16 protein-coding genes and 5 pseudogenes are annotated in these 19977 nt (G+C 64.0%); 16 read left to right on the top strand and 5 right to left on the bottom strand.

Going from position 1 to position 19977, the window contains the following annotated elements:
- Window positions 1-3 precede the first annotated feature (3 nt).
- The 6 genes and pseudogenes from ACFP1Z_RS28905 to ACFP1Z_RS28880 all read left to right on the top strand — a co-directional run bounded on the left by ACFP1Z_RS28905 (window position 4) and on the right by ACFP1Z_RS28880 (window position 4149).
- Window positions 4-174, top strand: coding sequence for an ACT domain-containing protein (locus ACFP1Z_RS28905; protein ID WP_390320620.1), 171 nt, complete (start codon window positions 4-6; stop codon window positions 172-174).
- A 531-nt stretch (window positions 175-705) separates the two neighbouring features.
- A complete protein-coding gene (locus ACFP1Z_RS28900; protein ID WP_390320618.1) occupies window positions 706-1221 on the top strand; it encodes a hypothetical protein in 516 nt (171 codons plus the stop codon).
- A 970-nt stretch (window positions 1222-2191) separates the two neighbouring features.
- Window positions 2192-2695 (top strand): hypothetical protein, encoded by a 504-nt coding sequence (locus ACFP1Z_RS28895; RefSeq protein ID WP_390320616.1) that lies wholly within the window; start codon window positions 2192-2194, stop codon window positions 2693-2695.
- Window positions 2696-2722: 27 nt separating this feature from the next.
- A pseudogene (locus ACFP1Z_RS28890) lies at window positions 2723-2947 on the top strand (IS630 family transposase); the annotation flags it as partial.
- A gap of 10 nt (window positions 2948-2957) precedes the next feature.
- Complete coding sequence (locus tag ACFP1Z_RS28885; protein ID WP_390320615.1) at window positions 2958-3587, top strand: hypothetical protein; 630 nt, start codon at window positions 2958-2960, stop codon at window positions 3585-3587.
- A 217-nt stretch (window positions 3588-3804) separates the two neighbouring features.
- Window positions 3805-4149, top strand: a complete 345-nt coding sequence (locus tag ACFP1Z_RS28880) for a thioredoxin family protein (protein WP_390320632.1) — start codon at window positions 3805-3807, stop codon at window positions 4147-4149.
- A 701-nt stretch (window positions 4150-4850) separates the two neighbouring features.
- On the opposite strand, the gene ACFP1Z_RS28875 is transcribed toward ACFP1Z_RS28880, so the two are convergent.
- Window positions 4851-6044, bottom strand: coding sequence for an IS110 family RNA-guided transposase (locus tag ACFP1Z_RS28875; RefSeq protein ID WP_390320614.1), 1194 nt, complete (start codon window positions 6042-6044; stop codon window positions 4851-4853).
- Between the two features lie 313 nt (window positions 6045-6357).
- Window positions 6358-6963 carry a transposase gene (locus ACFP1Z_RS28870; protein WP_390320613.1) on the bottom strand — a complete coding sequence of 202 codons (606 nt, stop codon included), beginning with the start codon at window positions 6961-6963 and terminating at the stop codon, window positions 6358-6360.
- Window positions 6964-7164: 201 nt separating this feature from the next.
- Between ACFP1Z_RS28870 and ACFP1Z_RS28865 the strand changes: the two genes are divergently transcribed.
- Window positions 7165-8592 carry an alkaline phosphatase family protein gene (locus ACFP1Z_RS28865; protein ID WP_390320631.1) on the top strand — a complete coding sequence of 476 codons (1428 nt, stop codon included), beginning with the start codon at window positions 7165-7167 and terminating at the stop codon, window positions 8590-8592.
- Window positions 8593-8723: 131 nt separating this feature from the next.
- Window positions 8724-9248, top strand: a complete 525-nt coding sequence (locus ACFP1Z_RS28860; RefSeq protein ID WP_390320612.1) for a hypothetical protein — start codon at window positions 8724-8726, stop codon at window positions 9246-9248.
- Window positions 9249-9308: 60 nt separating this feature from the next.
- Here the strand turns inward: ACFP1Z_RS28860 and ACFP1Z_RS33765 are convergent.
- A pseudogene (locus tag ACFP1Z_RS33765) lies at window positions 9309-9851 on the bottom strand (transposase family protein); the annotation flags it as partial.
- A 271-nt stretch (window positions 9852-10122) separates the two neighbouring features.
- Here ACFP1Z_RS33765 and istA point away from each other — a divergent pair.
- The 7 genes and pseudogenes from istA to ACFP1Z_RS28820 all read left to right on the top strand — a co-directional run bounded on the left by istA (window position 10123) and on the right by ACFP1Z_RS28820 (window position 16754).
- Window positions 10123-11541 carry an IS21 family transposase gene (gene istA, locus ACFP1Z_RS28850; protein ID WP_390320611.1) on the top strand — a complete coding sequence of 473 codons (1419 nt, stop codon included), beginning with the start codon at window positions 10123-10125 and terminating at the stop codon, window positions 11539-11541.
- Window positions 11538-12065: pseudogene (locus ACFP1Z_RS28845) on the top strand (ATP-binding protein); the annotation flags it as partial. The gene istA and the pseudogene ACFP1Z_RS28845, both read left to right, overlap by 4 nt.
- 597 nt (window positions 12066-12662) lie before the next feature.
- Window positions 12663-13460 (top strand): reverse transcriptase domain-containing protein, encoded by a 798-nt coding sequence (locus ACFP1Z_RS28840; protein WP_390320610.1) that lies wholly within the window; start codon window positions 12663-12665, stop codon window positions 13458-13460.
- Window positions 13461-13492: 32 nt separating this feature from the next.
- Window positions 13493-14185, top strand: a complete 693-nt coding sequence (locus ACFP1Z_RS28835; protein ID WP_390320609.1) for a group II intron maturase-specific domain-containing protein — start codon at window positions 13493-13495, stop codon at window positions 14183-14185.
- A gap of 115 nt (window positions 14186-14300) precedes the next feature.
- Window positions 14301-14552, top strand: a pseudogene (locus ACFP1Z_RS28830) (ATP-binding protein); the annotation flags it as partial.
- Window positions 14553-15396: 844 nt separating this feature from the next.
- On the top strand, window positions 15397-16524 hold the full coding sequence (locus tag ACFP1Z_RS28825) for a GNAT family N-acetyltransferase (protein ID WP_390320608.1): 1128 nt from the start codon (window positions 15397-15399) through the stop codon (window positions 16522-16524).
- Window positions 16525-16541: 17 nt separating this feature from the next.
- A complete protein-coding gene (locus ACFP1Z_RS28820) occupies window positions 16542-16754 on the top strand; it encodes a hypothetical protein (RefSeq protein WP_390320637.1) in 213 nt (70 codons plus the stop codon).
- 46 nt (window positions 16755-16800) lie between these two features.
- Here ACFP1Z_RS28820 and ACFP1Z_RS28815 read toward each other — a convergent pair.
- Together ACFP1Z_RS28815 and ACFP1Z_RS28810 are read right to left on the bottom strand one after the other, a co-directional pair.
- Window positions 16801-17259, bottom strand: a pseudogene (locus ACFP1Z_RS28815) (SDR family NAD(P)-dependent oxidoreductase); the annotation flags it as partial.
- A gap of 76 nt (window positions 17260-17335) precedes the next feature.
- Entirely contained in the window at window positions 17336-18583 is a 1248-nt protein-coding gene (locus ACFP1Z_RS28810; protein ID WP_390320607.1) for an aminotransferase class I/II-fold pyridoxal phosphate-dependent enzyme, read from the bottom strand.
- A 139-nt stretch (window positions 18584-18722) separates the two neighbouring features.
- On the opposite strand from ACFP1Z_RS28810, the gene ACFP1Z_RS28805 reads away from it, so the two are divergent.
- On the top strand, window positions 18723-19946 hold the full coding sequence (locus ACFP1Z_RS28805; RefSeq protein ID WP_390320629.1) for a cytochrome P450: 1224 nt from the start codon (window positions 18723-18725) through the stop codon (window positions 19944-19946).
- The last annotated feature ends 31 nt before the right edge of the window (window positions 19947-19977 follow it).

The raw sequence follows: 19977 nt of genomic DNA, 5'->3' as shown, positions 1-19977 counted from the left end.
GTGATGCACAAACTTGCCATCGCCATCTGGCACGTCCTGCACGATCACGAGCCCTACCGCGAGCTCGGCTCCGACCACTTCACCCGCCGCGACCCCGAACGCGCCATGCGCCGCATGACCAAGGAAGCCAACAGCCTCGGCCTGACTGTCCGCTTCGAACCCATCGCCGCGTGAGCCCGAATCTCACGTCATTTTTGTATCAGACCCGGCAACAGGGCAACCGCGAGCGCGATCTGGTGCTTGGAGCCCGTTGGCTGATCACCCTGCCGGGATGGTGGCTGGGGTATGTGCGCGAGCTGCTGGGGCTGGAGGAGGCGTGGCCAGGGGCCGCAATGACCAGCTGCCGCTCAGCGACACGTTGCCGGTGATCGCTCTCAACGAGTGTGGTGCTGCCCTCTGCGAGAAAAATATGAGCAAAAGTAATAAATAGGTGAAATTAGGATGCTCTTCTGGCGAAGCTTGGTGTCACAGCAACAGATGCGAGGGGTCCGGGCAAGACTCCAACTACAAGGATGGTGCGGCGTGAAAACGCGAGGCTCTCGCCGGTGTCGGCTTCCCCTCGGGAGCGGAGTCTTCCCGCTAGCTGTTCGCCGACGACCAACCTCGCTTGGTGCATCTGGCCCGTGGTTATTCCCATCATGTATTCGTGGCATAGTTCGGGTTTTTCTATCGGATACGTGCCAACTCTGTGAAAGGTGATGAAAAATGCTGGATGAGGAAACTGCTGAGCTGACTAATGAACTGCAGGATCTGGTCAATCTGATCAATACGCGTGTGCCGGGTAGTAATGTCAACCTGGCCGACCTGGAAGATCAGTACATTGCAGCCGTCGGGGACATTTCGTCGGATGCAGCGTCAAAGATGACGCTCCTTGACCTCTCGACGGGTACTGACCCCAAGTACTCGTTTGAGCCCGTCCCCGGCGTCCTCAAGATCGAAGTCGATGCAACTTTCACCACGGGCGCAGATTGGCGCCTCACGGTGGTTGTTACTCCCAAGGTATTCGGGTACGACCTCGGAGCCATCCGGCTTGCCGACTTCTCGCGTGATTCCAAGGAAGTCACAATTCATCCGTCCGCGCTCGTTGCCGGCGCCGACATTACCGTCGGCGTTTATGGACCCCGCAACTGTGTGACTATCAAGGTGAACGGCTGGTACAACGTTCTCTTCACGAAGGACTCGATTTACCACGAGTTCAATGACCTCTTCTGCATCAGCTGATTATTCTTGACTAACGTTAAGGGTTTGCAGGAGTGAAAGGGTCCCGCCAATACGGATTTCATGGGGGCGGCGGATTGGCGGGGCCCTATATACCGTTCTGGCAGCAGCGGCCTGAAGGGGTTGGAACGAGCGCGGCACAGCTACACAAGGAACGTACTGCATAGACTGGCGCTGTGAACCCTGGTCGTCCGGTCACTGAAGTCCACGTTGAGGATGCGTACCTCCAGGCCGTCCAGAAGGTTCCCGCTGATTCGACGCAGGTAGAGGTCACTGATGTGTCACCGGGCGAGGGATCTCTCATGCGACATCACAGTTATTCCTGGGATTTTTAGGATAATGGCCTGCAGAAAAATACGCTGATTCCGGTTCTAGAGCCCATCGTTGTGGTCTGCGAGATATCGGAGCCGAGATCACACGGTTACGTCACGAGTAGGACCGACGAATCACACGCTTTGCCGTATGGGACATGTGGCAGGTCGGCGCCCGCTATCACGAGGGCTCAGCCAGCCCCTGAAATCAGCGTGTTGTTTTTCTGCGCGGATGCGGCTGTTGGCCTGCCGTGAGGGCGTTGAGCTTCCGCCGGCAGGTGTGGATCTGCCATGGCACATTCACGACCAGCTCGCCCGGTGCGTTGGGTAAACAAGTGCCGGTTCCCTCGAACGCTGCATAACGAGTGAAACTATCACAACTACGGCTACACTTTTACCTCGTTAAATCATGCACCGCCCCTCTGTCGTTAAAAAGTCAGGGCTGGAAGAGACTGGTTGGTTTGGTAATCGACAAAATCGCGTGACAGAAAGACTGCTCAGTAATTGCGCCAGCATGTATTGACAGATTTGCTCGGTTGTTCGTGATTCGTGATGGAATCTCGGCGTCGAGGTCACCGAGATGACAATCGGGTGAGTTGGCCAGCAAATTGATCCGCCAGTAAATAGGGCTCAGGCTGACAGGTGAAGATCTACTCTTAAGGGTGGACTGGATGGTTCAGGTGTGTACAGGCGAGGTCGTGTACGTTAATCAAAACGATGAGAGTCGCGAAAAGCTTGAGATGAAGGGCTGTGTGAATATCTCCGGTGGTGTAGTTGCTCTGTCTCTCCAGGGTACGGCCTACTACTCCCCTGTCGGGAATCCGTTTTGGAGCCTAGAGGAGGGGGTTAATACCCTGTTCTACGAAAGTCAGCTTTACCGGCATGAAGGTGGGAGCTGGATCAGGGTAGGGGGAAGGGTGGTTGGAAGTAATACGTTTACCAGCGGTTTCACGTTTGATATCGCAACAGCTGACAATGTAACCACTCCAGGAACCTATCGATTCGACTACTCGGGAAATAAGACGGGTGGGTATTGGTGCGAAACCTACGGTGATAATCAGCCTCTGCGGGAGGTTCATTGTGGGAGCACGGCCGGGCTCAATCGAGACGAGGTATATGACATTGTGTCTTTCTCGGGGAACGTTGAATTTGCGGTTGGCGAATAAATTACTGAGACTGAACTCGTGTTGTCGTACGGGCCCGAGCTCAACCCAGTCGAAGGCATCTGGTCCCTGCTCCAGCGCGGTTTCACCGCCAACGTCGCCTTCACCAGCACCGATCACCTCGTCCGCACCATGCGGCACGGCCTCCGAGAGATCCAGTACCGGCCCGCCCTCCTTGAGGGCTGCCTCGCCGGGACAGGGCTCGCCCTGAACCCCGGATGGCTCACCACGACAACACAAGTTCAGTCTCAGTAAGGGGTGTGCAATGTCACGTTCGCGCGTGGTCTGCAAAGTATTGAGTGTAGCATGCAACAATCCGGAGGATATTCAGGGTACGGATGAATTCTATTTGACTGGTGGCGCGCTCGCCGGCGGAGAAACTGGTGTGTTGCTAACGGCGCCAATTGCTATCAGTGCAGGGGATGTGAAATTCTTTCCCAAGAGTGAGCAGGTGGTGTTCTTCGACTCAATCGTCGACGACTCTGATATTCTGGAAATAGGGATGACCGCATGGGACGAGGACAGCAAGAAGGATTGGACCGACAGGTATGCAGATGCCGTAGCAAAACTCGGGGCCGACGTGCTTAGTATTAATGTTCCTGTGGCGGCACCGGTGGCGCCAGGCCTCATGAAGATTCTCGCTAATTTTGTCACAGACTTTTGGGGATTTATTGACAATGATGATCTCCTTGGGGTCTTCAGGAGCTCGGAGACCGTAGGAAATCTGAAGCCAGGGAATAAGAAATGGTCATTTAGCGACCAGATCCCGCTCGATCCAGTGATCAAGCAGTTCTACAAGAAGACCGTGAAGACTGGCATAAATAGCCTCCTGCCTGGATATTCCGAATGGAATTATGAGGTGACCTGGAATATGGACATTGCCCGAGGTGTTTGAAAACTTCATATCGGTGGTGCTCCGTAGCGTGATCTTGCATGGTGCAGCCGATCGGCCGTGACCAGTCAGGTGGCTCGGGCGTTCGCGTGCCCCGTGACCCTTTATCGTGTCACTGAGGCTCTGTGTATCGTTAGGCCTGGCTTGAACAATACTGCAAGGCGCCCAGTGCGGTTTAGGAGATATTCCGGGGTTCGAAGAGGGGGTTAGTGTGGGGGATATGGATTCGGCTATTCACGAGGTCACCGACGAGAACATCGATGATGTCGTTGCTGATTCTAACTTAGTGTTGCTTGTCTTCGGGCTGCCGGGATGCGGGCCATGTAGAGACTTGGGTCTGGTTCTGCCCCAGATAGCGTTGCGTTATTTAGGGCGGTTGTCGGTAATCACTGTTGACGCCTTACGGTGCCCCAAAGTCTGCCAAGTGTACAATGTTAATATTTTCCCGACATCCATCCTTCTTTATTGCAGCAAAGAAGTGGGGATTATACGAGGATTCGCCGGATGTAGTTTCTATTCGAGGAAGCTGGAGGAGTTAGTCGGCGACTCAAAGAACTTGCCCTGATTCTGGCCCGCTGAAAAGATCGACTTCGGCTTCTCTTGAGTGCCGCCTGGTGTCGTGTGAGATTCTAAAATTCGGTAACAGTGTCTAACAGAATTAGCAGACGGGGCATCAACAGCACGCCCTCGACGCCGTCGGCAGCAGAACAGCAGAAGCCGCACTCTGGTTTGGGTGTAGCTCCTTCTCGGGGAACTGTCTGAGCTGGGATGTGATGTGGGGCTGTTGTCTCCCACTGGTGCGGCAGGACTTTGGGGGCGGCGATGGGCTCGTTGGTCGAAGAGCTGGAGCGCCGGGAGACGGCGGCCCGGGCTCGCGTGGAGGAACTGCGCAGTCAGATCGAGGAGTTGGCCCCGAGGCACGCGGTGGAGGAGGAGCGTTGACGCGGCTGCGGATCACGCGGGAGACCGTGGACGAAGTCCTCGCCGAGACCACGGTGGCAGCCGCACCGCAGGATGCGAATGGTGATGGCCCCGTCGGGCAGAAGGCGGCCGGGACTTCTGCGGCGGGGAGGGATGTGGTGATCGGCGTGCAGACAGTAGTGCCATGGCGGCAAGGTCTGGGAGCATCCGTGCTGCCGAGGTCCTATCAGGATCTGACTCGAAAATGGCCGTGCGAGGGCAGGGTTGATTGCCCCGGCAGGAAGGCTGGGGGCGGGAACTCAGGCGGGTGCGAGGCCGGAGGTGTCGACTCCGAGGGCGCTCAGCTCAGCGATGAGCCGTTGCTGTCGTCGGGGCCTGGTGGGGGTTCTGTTGCCAGTGATTGGGTCCGAGGTCCTGGTAGCCGGTGTCGTGGGTGAGCATGTGCCAGGTGGCGATGACGATCTTGTGCATGACCGCGACGAGTGCCCGTTTCTTGCCCATGCGTCTGATCAGTCGCCGGTAGTGGGCGTTGAGATAGGTTCCCTTGGTGCGTGCAGCGGCGGCGGCCGCGTCGCCGAGGGCGCCCTTGAGCCAGACGTTGCCGTGTGTCGTGGCGCCGGAGTAACTCCGGCCCGCTGACTGGTTGTTCCCCGGGGCCACGCCGCTCCAGCTCGCCAGGGCGGCTGCGGTGGAGAAGCGGGTCATGTCGGCGCCCGTCTCGGCGATTACGACCTGGGCCAGGCGGGTCGAGATGCCGGGAATGGTGAGCAGGAGATCGTGCTGCCGGCGCAGAGGTGCGGTCTCCGTATCGATGCGCTGGTCGAACGCGGCGATCTGTGCGTCGATGGACTCGATGTGGGCCAGGGCCTGGGACGTCAGGAAGGCGTGATGGTCCTCGAAGCGGCCTGTCAACGCCTCGCGGAGATCCGTCATCTTCGAGCGGGCTTTGCCGACAGCCAGATCGGCCAGCACCGCCGGGTCACGCTCACCGGCGATGAGCGCCTCGATCATGGCGCGGGAAGACATGCTCAGTGTCTTGGCCAGTACGAGCGAGGTCTTGATGCCCGCGTCCTCGAGCACCTTCTCCAGCCGGTTCAGCGCGCGGGAACGCTCGCGGACCAGGCTGGTGCGCTGCCGGGTGAGGTCACGGAGCCGGCGGATGCGGGGCGGTGGCACAAAGGACGGGGAGACCAGGCCGTGCTGGGCCACCTGGGCGATCCACCGGGCGTCGGAGACGTCGGTCTTGCGGCCCGGCACCCGCTTGATATCGCGGGCGTTGACCAGCCAGACCTCGAACCGTTCCTCGAGCAGGTAGAACACCGGCTTCCAGTAGTCCGCCGTCGCTTCCATGACCACCAGCTGGACGTCCTGCTCGGCCAGCCAGTCCGACAACAGCAGCAGTGACCTTGTCATCGTGGAGAAGGTGCGGACCTCGTCCCGGTAGCGTCGTGATCCCGGGGAAACCGGCCCCCGGACGCATGCCTTCACATCGCCCTTGGAGACGTCGAGTCCAGCGACTCTCTCGACCAGCACATCCACTGCGAACCACCACCTCGGAGACCGTCACCGCCAAACGACCCCGGCCTGGTGAGGGCACAGCCAACTTCAGAATCTGACTCGCGTGCTCAGAGGCAACAGTCCAGGGCGCCTGCCCCAGCCCTCGCGTCAAGCTTCCACACGGACTCAGCCGCACCAAGATCCTTCGACGTCGCCCAGGCCGGGGCCGCCGTCAAAATTTTCCCCGGTCAAGGACGCCGCAAAGCGGCCCGGACAGCTTCCAGTTCTTCATGCGGGCGAAGACGTGCTCCACGCGGGCTCGCACCCGGCGATGGGATGCGTTGTGCTCTTCCTTTCACCGCGGCAGCCGTTCCTGTCCCGCCTTGCGGCGGTGCGGGATGAGCAGTCCGGTGCCCTGGTAGCCGCCGTCGGCGATGACGGCTGCGTCCCCGCAGGCGGTGTCGGTGCCGGAGTCGGCGAAGGCGGTGCAGCCGTTGTGATTGCCGGGCATCGGCCGGCCGGCCGCGAGCACGGGCTTGGTCTCCGCCTTGATCAGGACCTGCATGTTCGCCGAGTAGCGGTGGTTCTTCGAGGAGGCGGCGACCGACCGGTCGCGGGTGGGCACCAGCGTTCCGTCCACGACGAGCACGTCATCACTGCCTGGCCGACGTTTGGCGGGCGCGAGGGTCAGCGGCGGCCCGTGCCGCTTGATGATCCGGCCGACTGCCGCAGTGGAGATCCCGGACAGCGGGGCGAGCTGGGGCATGGACAGGTTCGTGCGGCAGTACATCGCCACCAGCGGCACCCGGTCCTCCAGCGACAGCGACCACGGGCGGCCTGGCCGACCGGGATCCAGGGCCTGCCCACCGGCCCCGTGGACGGCCCTGACCAGCCGCTGGAACTGCCGCGGGCGAAGCCCGGTGAACACCTCGACGAACTCACGACGCTGAGCGGAGACCACCTGCACGACCAGACCAACGCAGGCAACCCACCACTTACTGAATTTCAATGCGCGATGTCGCTGATGACGCGTGTCCTGAGCTGCGGCAACGGGCGGGTGTGGCGCGACTTCACGCAAAGATCCTCAGTAGCCAGGGAAGGAAGTGCGGGAAGAGTGAGCCGGTTCAAGCGTCCGGACGGTGCGGCTGCGCGCGGGAAGTGGATGTCGTTGTTGCCGCCGTCTGTGCGGAATTCCATCGCGGCCGGGCGTGCCCGGGGTGGTTCGCTCAGGGATGTTGAAAATGTGGTTTTTCTGATGCAGGAGAACCGGTCGTTCGACCACTATTTCGGCGCCCTCAGGGGTGTGCGCGGATTTGATGACCCGCATGCTCTGAAGCTGCCGGACGGCCGCAGCGTTTTCTATCAACCGGATGCAGTGAATCCGCTGGGGTATCTGCTGCCGTTCCGCCTGGATACGCACCGGACGAATGCCCAGGCCGTCTCGTCACCCAGTCATGCCTGGGAGGTGCAGCACGAGGCGTGGAACGGTGGGAAGATGGACCAGTGGATGCCCGTCCACCGCAAGGTTGAAAAGGCCAACGCGCCTTATGCGATGGGCTTCTACACCCGGAAGGATATTCCCTTCCATTTCGCGCTCGCCGAGGCATTCACTGTTTGTGATAACTATCATTGCTCGGTCATGGGGCCGACCTGGCCTAACCGGCTGTACTGGATGTCCGGCACCATTGATCCCGGCGGCACCCGGGGCGGCCCGGTGATCACAAATAACTACCCGCCGACGTTCTACCAGTGGACCACCTACGCCGAGCGTCTGCAGGCGGCGGGCATCAGCTGGCAGGTCTACCAGGGGCAGGACAACGGGTCCTTCAGCGTCCTGAACGGATTCAAGACGTTCCGGGAATCACAGCCCGGAAGCCCCTTGTACGAGCGTGGCATGCGCAGGCTGCCGGACGGAGCCTTCGAAGAGGACGCCTGTAACGACCAGTTGCCCGCTGTCTCCTGGATCATTCCCTCCACTGCCGCCTCGGAGGAACCCGACGCCCTGCCGGCAGCCGGGGCAGATTTCATCGCGCGGACGATCGAAGCGATCGCCTCAAACCCGAAAGTGTGGGCCAAAACTGTTCTCATCATCAGCTACGACGAGAACGGCGGCCTCTTCGACCACGTTCCCCCACCCGTCCCCCCGGCAGACACTCAGGACGAGTTCGTCGAGGGCTTGCCGATCGGCGGAGGCTTCCGCGTACCCTGCCTGATCATCTCCCCCTGGACCGTCGGCGGACGGGTTGCCCGCGAAGCCTTCGACCACACCTCCTGCCTGCGCTTCCTCGAACGCTGGACCGCAGCACGCGGCACCGAAGTCAAGGAACCCAACATCAGCGCCTGGCGCAGGCAGACATTCGGCGACCTCACCTCCGCCTTCGACTTCACCCACCCGGCCCGCACACCACCCCGGCTGCCCACCAACACTGAAGAACAGTTCGCCCAAGCAGCAGCCAAAGCCACCATCCTGCCCAAGCCCACATTCCCCACCACACACCAAAAGCCGCCCCGCCAGGAAAACAAACGATGCAAACACCGCCGACCAAACAGGCGAGGTCAAACGGCAAAGAATCAGACACCCCCGGATTGACCGTTCATCTCCAGAGGGCAACACGGGCTCCGAACTGCTAAATCCTAACCGGCACCCGGCCGATACACAGAGCACCAATACATCCCGTCACTTATACGCGTGTTACTACGCCTGCGCTGAGGACGTGCACTGTGATTCACACCAGCCCCACACCCGGAGATATCGGCCTTGCACGGATGGACGGCTCCATAGGCACTCTGATCCGTATCGGCCAATGGCTCAACGGTGACGGGTTCGCCGACTACGAGCACGCCTTCCTTGCCCTGCCCGACGAACAGCTCATTGAGGCCGACCCCAGCGGAACACGCATCTGCCCCTTGTCGGACTACGCCCACACCCGTGTGCTCTACGTCTGCCCGCCGGACCTGACACAGCAACAGCGCCAGGCCATCTGCACAGCAGCCCGCCACTACATCGGCATGCCCTACAGTTTTCTCGACTACGCCGCCATCGCAGCGCACCGCTTCCACCTGCCCGTACCCGGCCTGCGTAGCTACATCGCCTCCACCCGTCACCAGATCTGCTCCCAGCTGGTCGACCAGTGCTACCAAGACGCCGGGGTCCGCCTCTTCAGCGACGGACGCTGGCCCGGATACGTCACTCCGATGGCTCTCTACGACCTCCTCGCCAAAGGGCAACAGCCGACCAGCGACTGACTGTGATGCTTGTGGGGCGCCGTCGGTGATCCCCTGCCGGTAGGCCAGCGAGCCGTCCCGGCACACGACCTCAACCCCAGGGTGCTCACGGAGCCATGCGGCCAGCGCGGCAGCGTCGCGCCCCTCCCACAGGGTGATCGGCAGCCGGGTGTCACCGTCGACAAGCAGGGTGCCGTACACCTCCGTGTATAGCGCGAAGTCGTCCACGCCCAGCACCCGCGGCGTCACTGTGGCCGGCAAGGGCACTCTCATCAGATGGAACAGCACGCTGGTCCGCGACAACGGCGCGCTCAGCAACCCCAACAGCCGGGCACCGCCCCGCCCCGCGAGCAGGACACCGGCCGTCTCGACCAGGTCCTGCAGCAGCGGGGTGCGGCGCTGGTAGCGCACCGTGAGCCCGTCGGTCTGCTCGGCGAACGTGACCTTCGGGCAGGCCGGATTCTCGCAGTACAGGCGACGGACGCTCAGCTCGATGCGTACCTGCCGGCCACCGATCGCCCTGTCAGCAAGGCGGCGTACGTAGCGGCTGTGCGCCCAGCAGCTGGTGACGCCGCAGCCCGTACACCGGGCAGGTTCGTCGCGCGTGCGGGCTTGGATGATCACGACAGGGCCTCTCACGTCGATGGAGACGACCGTGATGCCTGTCAAATGCGGTAACAAGGACGGAAGTTCAGCAACACACAACAGGAGGATGCCCGCTGTCAGGAAGCACTCGTCCCGCTCCTCCGTAGTGATCTCCGCCTACGAGAATCTTGCCAGGGCCCTGAACGTCCCCAACCGCGTACGGATGAACAGGGACAGTTGTTGATGCGGCGACGGCTGTTGCCCGGCACTCTTCTGCTGGTCGGTGTGAGGCTGGTGGAGGGGGTTGGCGGTGGTCCTGGATCCGCGTCGCTGGCTGGAACTCCGGCGGTTCCGTGCGCTGCTGGAGTCCGGGGCGATGAGCCTGTCGGAGATCGCGAGGGAGACGGGGCTGGACCGCAAGACGGTCCGCAAGTACCTCTCGGAGAAGAGTCCTTCCGCACCACCGCGGCGGCTGCCGGGCGGGCAGTCCCACAGGCGGGTGATCGACGAGTTCACGCCGCTGGTCGACTCGATGCTGCGGGCGGAGATACTGCTGAAGGCGTCGGTGATCCATGAGCGGCTGGCCGGCGAGTACGGGTTCACCGGCAACTACCAGCGGGTCAAGCTCTACGTGCAGGAGGCCTGCCCGCGGATCGCGGGTGAGATGGGCATCACGCCGAAGGAACTGGCGGGCATGCACCGCCGCTTCGAGGTGATCCCGGGTGCCCAGGCCCAGGTCGACTGGGGCGACGAGGGCAAGGTCCTGGCCCACATGGGCATCAGGAAGGTCTACTCCTTCCACATGACGCTGTCGTACTCGCGCGATCCGTTCTGCTGCTTCACCACCAGCCAGGGCATCCAGACGTTCTTCGACTGCCACCGGCGGGCGTTCGCGCACTTCGGCGGGGTGCCGATGACGCTCGTCTACGACCGCACCAAGACCGTCGTCCGCCGCCATGTCGCCCCCGGCGAAGCAGTGCCCCTGCACCCGGAAGCTGTCGTCTTCGCCGGGCACTACGACTTCGACATCGATGTCCTGGCCGCCTACCGGCCCACCGGCAAGGGCCGGGTCGAGCGGCAGGTCCTGATCGTCCGCGACCACGTTCTCGCCGGCCGGTCCTTCTCCTGCGTCGAGGAGATGGACGCGGCGTTCATGGCCTGGGTTCCCCAGCGGCGTGCTCAGATCCACAAGACCCACCGGGACGTCATCGGCGAGCGGGCGGCCCACGACCACGCGGCCCTCAAACCGCTGCCGGCCACCCCCTACCTGGTGACCGAGCAGCACCTGCGGCATGTCGGCAAGGACTGCCTCGTCACCTTCGACGGCAACCTCTACTCGGTGCCCGCCCGCCGAGTCCGCCCCCGCCAGCTGGTCGAGATCCGGTCCACCAGATCCCAGGTCATGCTTCACCTGACCGCCCCTCAGGTCAGTGGCGAGACCCTGCTGGCCGCCCATGCACGTGCGGTCGGCCGCGGTGCCCGCATCGTCGACGAGAAGCACTGGGACGGCCTGCCCACGGGAGCCGGCCGCAGGGTCACCACGGCAGACGTCCCGCCGCCGCAGTCCCGCCGCGAACGGCCCCCAGCCGCGACTGGGCCGCTGCAGTCCCTGTTCAGCCGGGCCGCCATCGCCCAGATCGAGGTCGGCCGCCGTCCGCTGTCGGTCTATGACGAGCTGACCGGCACCCGTCCCTTCACCGCCAACTCCACAACGAAGGAACCCTCTTGAGCGAGCTGGTCAGCACCCGCAACCGCACCACCGCCGGCAAGCTCGGCCTGCCCCACCTGGCCGAGGCGCTGAACCAGTACGCCCAGCGGGCCGACGAGGCGAAGATGGGCTACCTTGACTTCCTCGACCTCATCCTGTCCGAGGAGCTGGCCGTCAGGGACGACCGCCGCTTCCGCCAGGGCCTGCGGCTGTCGAAGCTGCCGCACCACAAGACGCTGGACGAATACGACTTCTCCTTCCAGCCCGACCTCGACCCGCGCAAGGTCAAGGACCTCGCGACGCTGTCCTTCGTGGAGGCCAAGGCGAACGCCGCCCTGCTGGGCCCGCCGGGGGTCGGCAAGACACACATCGCCGTCTCCCTGGCGGTCGCGGCCTGCCGGGCCGGCTACTCGATCTACTTCACCAGCCTCGACGACATGGTCCGCAACCTCAAGGCCGCCGAGACGGCAGGCCGACTCGCCGGCAAGCTCGGCACCTACCTGCGGCCGAGCGTACTCGTGGTCGACGAGGTGGGCTGTGCGCCACGAGGCGCTGATGGATCTCGCGGGATGAGAGGCCCGCCGCTGGTCCTCGCAGGGACTGGTTGAAGCTGGAGGCAGGCTGATCCCCGGGTTGGGGGTGAGGCCGGGAGCAGCCTCGACAACGTAGGGGCGGACCGGCACCACCAGACGGTTTGTGCCCGCAAGCGAAGACGGAATGGGTGTAAGGAAACTGAACCAGTGGTTGACGTCCCGTGAGTCGTCAGCGGCCTGCCAACTCTGGTGGATGGGTCGCTTTGCAGTGCTGGAGAGTGCTCTATCCGATGGCCTCTCCTCTTTCGGCGTCTTTAGCCTATGGGCGTCGAGAGGCCCGGACCAATACTGCGATTTGCGGTCCGTGGCGATGCTGCCGGGGTATAGCTGGGCACCGAAGCCGTCACAGAGATCCGCAGTGAACGTGGGAAGCGATCTGGCATCGCCCTTCCCGTCCGGCAGCAGGCCGGACGGCGGGCAGGCGCAATGCCCGCTGATGACGCCAGATCGTGGCGGAGTCGCCGTAGTACTCCGAGGACGGGAAAGCCGTCTGCATGGGGAAGGGCGACAGCGTGATAGCAGCAGGGCTGCTGTCGGGGAGGACCGTTGTTGAATAACGACGCGCCGTCGACAACGACTTGGCCGGGCAGTATGACGGCTGAGCGGCGGGCACTCGATCACCAGCGCAAGCTGCACCGATGGGCTAGGAATGAACCGGATCGCCGGTTTGATGATGTATTCAACTTGGTCTGCGACCGGGCTACTTTGGTGGTGGCCTGGGAGCGGGTGTCTGGCAACCGGGGTGCCAGGACAGCAGATGTGGACGCGGTTACCCGCTACCACATCGAAGAGCGTCATGGAGTGATTCCGTTCCTGGAGGAGCTTCGTTCCTCGCTCAAGGACGGGTCCTTCACCGCGCTGCCGGTCAAGCAGGCGGTGGTGCCTAAGAAGAACGGCCTGGTCCGTTATCTAGGAATTCCCACTCTGCGAGATCGCGTGGCACAGATGGCGCTCAAGCTGGTCCTGGAGCCGATTTTCGAGGTCGACTTCTACCCGTCCAGTTACGGGTATCGACCCGGGCGTCGGGCTCAGGATGCCATCGCCGAGATCCACCATTTCACCTGCAAGCCGTCGACCTATGAGTGGGTCATCGAGGGCGACATCAAAGCTTGCTTCGACAACGTCGACCATCACGTCCTGATGGACCTGGTGGCCGAACGCGTCAAGGACCGCAAGGTCCTGCGGCTGGTCAGCAGCTTTCTGCGGGCCGGGGTTGTCGAGCTGCATGGTGGGTTCGCGGAGACCCTGACGGGGACTCCGCAAGGAGGCGTTGCCTCACCGTTGTTGGCCAACGTCTATCTCTCGGTACTAGACCGGCATTTCTCGCGGATCTGGACTGGGAGATGACCCCGCCGTGGCGTCGGCAGTATCGACGTCGGATGGGGCGGCCGAACTTTCGCCTGGTGCGTTATGCCGACGACTTCGTCGTGCTTGTGCACGGCACCAAGTCCGAAGCGGAAACGCTGAAGGCGGAAATCGGCGAACTGCTGGCCAGCAAGCTGAAGATGACCCTCTCGGCGGAGAAGACCCACATCACCCATATCGACGACGGGTTTGTCTTCCTGGGCTTCCACATCCAGCGGAGGCCCTGGGGCAATCGCCAAGTCGTGCTCACCATTCCGTCCAAGCAAGCCTTGGCGTCGGTGATGCACAAGATCAAGAAGCTGACGAATCGAAGTGCGACTTCGCTCTCGTTGGAGGAGGTGCTGCGGACGGTCAACCCCGTCCTGCGGGGATGGGCTGCGTATTTCCGCTACGGCGTCTCGAAGAAGACGTTCTCCTACCTCGGCTGGTATGCGTGGTGGAGACTGATTCTTTGGATTCGCTACAAGCACCGCCACTTGACCTGGAAGCAACTGCGGCGCCGTTACTACGGAGCGGACCGCATCACGGAGGGTGGTCTCACCCTCTACAACCCGGCGAAGATGAAGGTCGAGCGTTACCGCTTCCGTGGAGCGCAGATCAGCACGCCATACAACATCGATGAGGTCGATCCGGAGAAGGCGCGCTTTCGCCGGACCAGCCACGACGATGTGGCCTTCGTCGGCCAGGTCAGTGAATACCTCGCCTGATTTATCGGATCACATGGAGAGCCGGATGCTCGGCCAACGGGCACGTCCGGTTCGGCGGGCGGGGATGGGAAAACCGACACCTGAAAGGGTGCACGGCGTCCCGTCCCCGACCCAACACCAGCCCCTCGAACGCGCCGAGACGAACCTGGTCTTCCAGGTGATCTCCAAGCGTTACGAGAAGGGCTCGATCATCCTCACCTCGAACAAGACCTTCAGCGAATGGGGCCAGGTCTTCGGCGACGAAGTCCTCGCCACCGCCATCCTCGACCGACTCCTGCACCACTGCGACGTCATCAGCATCAACGGCCCCAGCTACAGGCTCAAGAACCGCCTCGCCGCCATCGAACGAGACACCAGCGCAGCATGAGCCAGTGGTGCACATAACTCCGTACGCCGTGGTGCACTCACATCACACGGACACCCCGCTGCGTGTCGACGCCGACGGCGACCTCGTCCCTCCCTGTGTCACCTGGTTCATCGACTGCGCGACCAAGGCCATCACCGGCCTCGCCGTCACCCCGGCACTCCGACGCGCGCTTCGGTGCTGGCCGCTGGTCGTTCACGCTCGAAGACGACGGCCGCACCCGCACCATCACCAGCGACGCCGTCCGTTTCCGCAACCACGACTACATCGCCGACTGGATGACCGGCCAAGCCAGCCGCAAGGTCACCGTCTCACATGATGCCGGGCCCATGTCAGGGGGCGGGCTCCAGCTAGGGCATCCTGTCGGAAGATCGCACGATCGGGTTGAGCTGTGCGTCTGAAGAGTGACGGCTTTCCGTCCGGGCAGAGAATGCGAGCGTGATGGTTCCGCGTATGCGCCTTGCCCTCGGACGTTCGATTGCTGTTCAACCTCGCAGCGTCCCTGACAGCGGCCGCCCGTGCTTCAGTCGATCGCGCTCCGCTGCCTGGCATCAAGGTGGCGAGGTGATCTGCGCCTGTCGCCGGAGTGTCGAGGGGATCTTGTCCCGTTCGGGCCCAAGGGCACCGGAATGACATCGGCTTGTTGGCCGGCGGGACGGTAGGGAGTTCTTTCCCGGCGCGGGGCTCTCTGCCGGAGCTTGAACGCAAGCGGGCCCGCCCCTGGGCTTGGCGGTGGGCTTTCCCGTACTCCGGCTGCCCCCACTCGCAGAAGATCAGGCTCCCCGTCTGTTGGGGAGCATGCCGCACCATGCCTTTCCACCTGCAGATTTAGGACGGAGCATTCTCAGTGGGCGCGGTACACGTGACGTTGGTGCGGGACCGGGCCGGGCGGTCGGACTTTCTCCGGTTGCCGTATCGATTGCACGGCGGCGACGCTCTGTGGGCGCCGCCGCTGCTGCGGGAGCGGCGGCGCTTTCTGGATCCGGCGGTGAACCCGTTCTTCGAGTTCGGTGAGGCCGAGCTGTTCGTGGCGTACCGCGGCGGTAGGCCGGTGGGGCGGATCGCCGCGCTGGTGAATCACCGTCATAACGAGCTGCACGACCCGGGTGCCGGCTTCTTCGGCCTGTTCGACGTGGTCGACGACGTGAAAGTGGCGCAGCGGCTGCTGGACGCGGCAGCCGGCTGGCTGCGTGATCGCGGGAAGGGGGCGATGCTGGGCCCCACGAACTTCACCGTCAACCACGAAAGTGGTGTCCTGGTGGACGGCTTTGACCGGCCCCAGTGCTTTCTTACCCCGTACAACCCGCGCTACTACCCGGCCTTGGTCGAGGCTGCCGGGCTGACCAAGGCCATGGACTTCTATACATGGCATGGGCCGGTCTTGCCGGAGATACCGGCGAGTATGGTCCGGGCTGCGGAATGGGCCGCGCGCAGGTCCGGAGTCCGGGTCCGTACCGTCCGAATGGGGGACTTCGCCGCCGAGCTGCGGTTGTTCCGGGACATCTACAACGCTGCCTGGTCCGGCAACTGGGGTTTTACGCCAATGACGGATCGTCAGGTGGCTTATCTCACCCGTGAGCTGCGTTCGGTCGTGCGTCCGGAGCTGCTGCTGGTGGCCGAGGTCGGCGATGAACCGGCCGGAATGGAGCTGGTGGTGCCGGATATCTGCGTCGCACTGCGTGCCGCCGGTGGCCGGTTGACTCGTTGGGGTCTGCCGGTCGGCCTGCTCCGGATGCGACAGGCCGCACGGCGTATCACCCACTTCCGGGTGCTGGCCGCTGGCGTCCGCCCCGAGCACCGACGGCTCGGCCTGGACGCCTTGATGTACGCGAAGATGATGCGCACCGCCTACCGGCTGGGCTTCCGGACCTTCGAGATGGGGCCGACGCTGGAGAACAACCAGCCGATCATCCGCGTGGCCGCCCGGCTGGGCACGCGGACCAAGACCTACAGGATCTACCACCGCCGGATCTGAGCGCGCAGGCCGTAGCGGTGGGCGACCAGTCGCTCGGCTACTCGGTCCGGCATGAGCCGCCGGGCCAGGCGCAGCGCCGGCCCGCCTGCGCCGACGGCTACCACCGGCGGCGGATCGTCAGAGTGGACCAGGAGTCCGATCTTGTGCGCCACGTCCGCCGGGTCTCCTGCGGCTGCCTGCGCCCGGCGTACTGCGGCGGCGACCCGGCTCAGGTCGTCGGCGTACGGTGAGTCCGGCGGCGGCGTCCAGTCGAGCGTCTGGGCGATGCTCGACCGATGGGTAGGCGGGCTGCACGAGCGAGACCGTGATGCCGAACGGGCGGACCTCGGTGCGCAGGGCCAGGACGATGCCGCGCAGGGCGAGTTTCGAGGCCGCGTACCCGCCCTGGAACGGCACCGGGAAGTCGGCCATGAGCGAACCGACGAAGACCACCCGGCCCCAGCCGCGTTCCCGCATCCCCGCCGTCACACGCCGGGTCAGGGCCACCGGCGCGAGCACGTTCGGAACAGCCGGGCCAGCGCATCGTCGGTCACCTCCTCCAGTGGTCCGCAGTGACCGGTACCGGCGTTGTTCACCAGAATGTCGACCGGACCGGCGGCAACCAGGCTTGCGACGCTGTCCGGATCGGTGAGGCCCCGTGGGAAGTGCCGGACTCCGTCGATCTGCTGTTGTGCCGGGATCACCCGGGGGTGCCGCTAGGTCCCGATGACGGTGTAACCCCGCGTCAGGAACCATGCGGCGGTGGCCCGGCCGATGCCGGATGAGGCCCCGGTGACCAGGACGGTGCGCCGCGCGGATGCTGCCGGGCCCGTCATGTCACCTCCGGAGCGGCCGTCGTAGATGGCACCGGCTGTCCGGTCATGGCCGCGTAGGCGGCCGGGATTGCGTCGAGCGTGACGGCTACGTCGGCCAGGTCATGAGCGGCGGTCGGCACCAGGCGCAGTTGCACCGCGTCCGGCGGCACGACCGGGTAGCAGACCGCAGAGCAGAACACGCCGTGGCGCAGGCGCACGGCTTCCACGTACTCGCCCGCCTGTGCAGCGGTCATCGCCAGGTGGACCGGCGTGATAGGACTGGCTGTCCCGCGCACCTCCATGCCCCGCTCGCGCAGCCCCGACTGCAGCGCTCGTGCGATCGACCAGCAGCGCCGACGCAGTTCCGGCCGGGTCCGGATGAGGCCCAGACGCACCCGGTTGCTCGCCACGATCGGCCACGGCAGGCTCTTGGCGAAGATCTGCGACCGCATCGTGTACCGGAGTCTCCACACCACCTCGCTGCTGGATGCGACGAACGCGCCGATGCTCGCGCCGGCTTTGGCAAACGTGGCGAAATACAGGTCGATGCCGTCGTGAGCGTCCTGTGCCTCGCCCGTACCACCGCCGGTAGGGCCCATGACCCCGAAGCCGTGCGCGTCGTCGACCAGCAGCCGGAAGCCATACCGCTGTTTGAGTGCGACAATGTCGCGCAAGGGCGCGACGGCGCCGGACATGCCGAAGACACCTTCGGTCACCACGAGCACCGCCTCGTCCGCCGCACGCTCGCGCTCAATCCGGGCGAGCACATCGGAGAGGCGCCCAACATCGTTGTGCGGGAAGGCCCTTACCCGCCCGTTGTGCAGCCGCACACCGTCCAGAATGCACGCGTGGCTGCCGCTGTCGTACACGAGCCAGTCCCGCCGGTCCAGCAGCGTGTCGATCAGGGAGACCATGCCCTGGTAGCCATAGTTCAGGAACAGCACGGCCGGTTTGCGGCAGAAGTCCGCCAGCTCAGTCTCCAGGGCCTCAAGGTCCTCCGTGTCCCCGGACATCATCCGCGAGCCCATCGGCGCGGACAGGCCATGACGGGCAACGAACTCAAGGTCGGCTGCCCGCACTTGGGGGTCGGCGGCGAGCCCAAGGTAGTTGTTCAGGCTCCACACCACCTGCGGCACGCCCTTGTAGATCATCCGGCTGCCGATATCGCCCGTCAGCCTGGGAAAACACGCCGCACCATGGAAGCTGCGCGACCGCACTGCGATCGGGTTGCTGGTGGACTCGACGAACTTGGCGAACAGATCCATGCGCCCCCCCGTGAGATGGGCATCGCAGGAATGGAAGTCCTAACATACGGGGATAACCTCGCCTGTGTGGCCCATTGCCGAAGTCTCCTCCACAGACACCGCGGGCCGCCTGCTCCGGGAGCGGTTCCGCCCACAGGGCATGCCCGACCCGTACCCCGGCTACCGCACGCTGCACGCCCTCGGCGGCGCATTCCGCAGCCGACTGCCCGGCAAGCCGGTGGTCCTCACCCACCACACCCAGTGCGTAACCGCCTTGCGGGATAGGGGCTTCGCCCCCGACCCCGCAATGTTCCGGCCACGGCTGCCGGGCTACTGGCGCGACGGCTTCCGGCCGACGATCCTGCGCTCCGTCCTGCTGATGCACGGCACGGCACACCGTGCCTACCGGCCCGTCATATCCCAAGCCCTGACCCCCCGGCGCGTTGAGGCCATGCAGGGCACGATCACGCAGGTCGCCGACAGGCTCCTCGATGACCTTCCCGCGTACGCCGACCAGCCAGTGGACTTGATCGCCGCACTGGCAATGCCGTATGCCGCCCGCGTGGCCGGTCTGCTCCTCGGCCTTGATGCCGACATGGCGACCCGCGCCGCAGGCCTCATGCGCCCGTTCGTGACCGCGATTGAGTTCACCACCGCTGACCAGCGCCGCGCGATCGAAACCGCCGACGACGTTGCGTGTACGCTCTTCAGCGGCATACTCGACAAAATGGCCAGCGCGCGTGGCCATACCTCTGGTCTGCCGCACGGGGACGACCTGGCGATCGACACGGCCTCACACTTCGGCCCTCATCGCCGCGAGGACGCCATCGCGAACCTGGCGCTGCTGTTCGCCGCCGGCTTCGACTCCACCGCCAGCGCCATCGGACTGTCCATCGCGACACTGCTCAACAACCCGGCACAAGCACGCCTAGTGCGGGATGACCCGCAGCTCGTCCCTACCGCCGTCGAAGAGCTGCTGCGCTTCGAGCCACCGGTCCAGATCCTGCACCGCGTCGCCACCAACTACAGCGCACACCCACAGATCACGCCGGGTACGGTGACAATGATCGTGACTGCGGCCGCGAACCGGGACCCGCAACAGCACCCCACCCCGGACCGGCTCGATCTGACGCGACCTCCGGTACGGGCCCTGACGTTCGGCGCTGGCCTGCATTTCTGTCCAGGCGCCGGGCTTGCCCGACTGGAACTGGCCGTCCTCCTGCCCCGCTTACTGCGCCGGTTCCCCGCTCTCCGGCTGGCGAGCGCACCCACGTTCCGGGCTCCGGGCATCGGTTTCCGCGGCATCGAACACCTACCGGTCTGGCTGTCTCCTCCCTGCGTACGCTCAGCTACGGTCGGCACAACACAAGCCCAACCAAGCTGATATGACGTGAATATCCAGTCTCGGATTTTGC

The sequence above is a fragment of the Streptomyces gamaensis genome, assembly GCF_042656465.1.
Classification (GTDB): Bacteria; Actinomycetota; Actinomycetes; order Streptomycetales; family Streptomycetaceae; genus Streptomyces; species Streptomyces gamaensis.
Note: the sequence above shows the minus strand (reverse complement) of the source record. Positions and strands in the feature narration are given on the sequence as shown.

Bases quoted from the DNA above. Each gene is read 5' to 3' on its own strand.
- ACFP1Z_RS28835 (WP_390320609.1), top strand. From the start codon at position 13,493: ATGGGGCGGCCGAACTTTCGCCTGGTGCGTTATGCCGACGACTTCGTC.
- ACFP1Z_RS28810 (WP_390320607.1), bottom strand. From the start codon at position 18,583: ATGGATCTGTTCGCCAAGTTCGTCGAGTCCACCAGCAACCCGATCGCA.
- ACFP1Z_RS28900 (WP_390320618.1), top strand. From the start codon at position 706: ATGCTGGATGAGGAAACTGCTGAGCTGACTAATGAACTGCAGGATCTG.
- ACFP1Z_RS28880 (WP_390320632.1), top strand. From the start codon at position 3,805: ATGGATTCGGCTATTCACGAGGTCACCGACGAGAACATCGATGATGTC.
- ACFP1Z_RS28805 (WP_390320629.1), top strand. From the start codon at position 18,723: ATGCCCGACCCGTACCCCGGCTACCGCACGCTGCACGCCCTCGGCGGC.
- ACFP1Z_RS28865 (WP_390320631.1), top strand. From the start codon at position 7,165: ATGTCGTTGTTGCCGCCGTCTGTGCGGAATTCCATCGCGGCCGGGCGT.
- ACFP1Z_RS28885 (WP_390320615.1), top strand. From the start codon at position 2,958: ATGTCACGTTCGCGCGTGGTCTGCAAAGTATTGAGTGTAGCATGCAAC.
- ACFP1Z_RS28905 (WP_390320620.1), top strand. From the start codon at position 4: ATGCACAAACTTGCCATCGCCATCTGGCACGTCCTGCACGATCACGAG.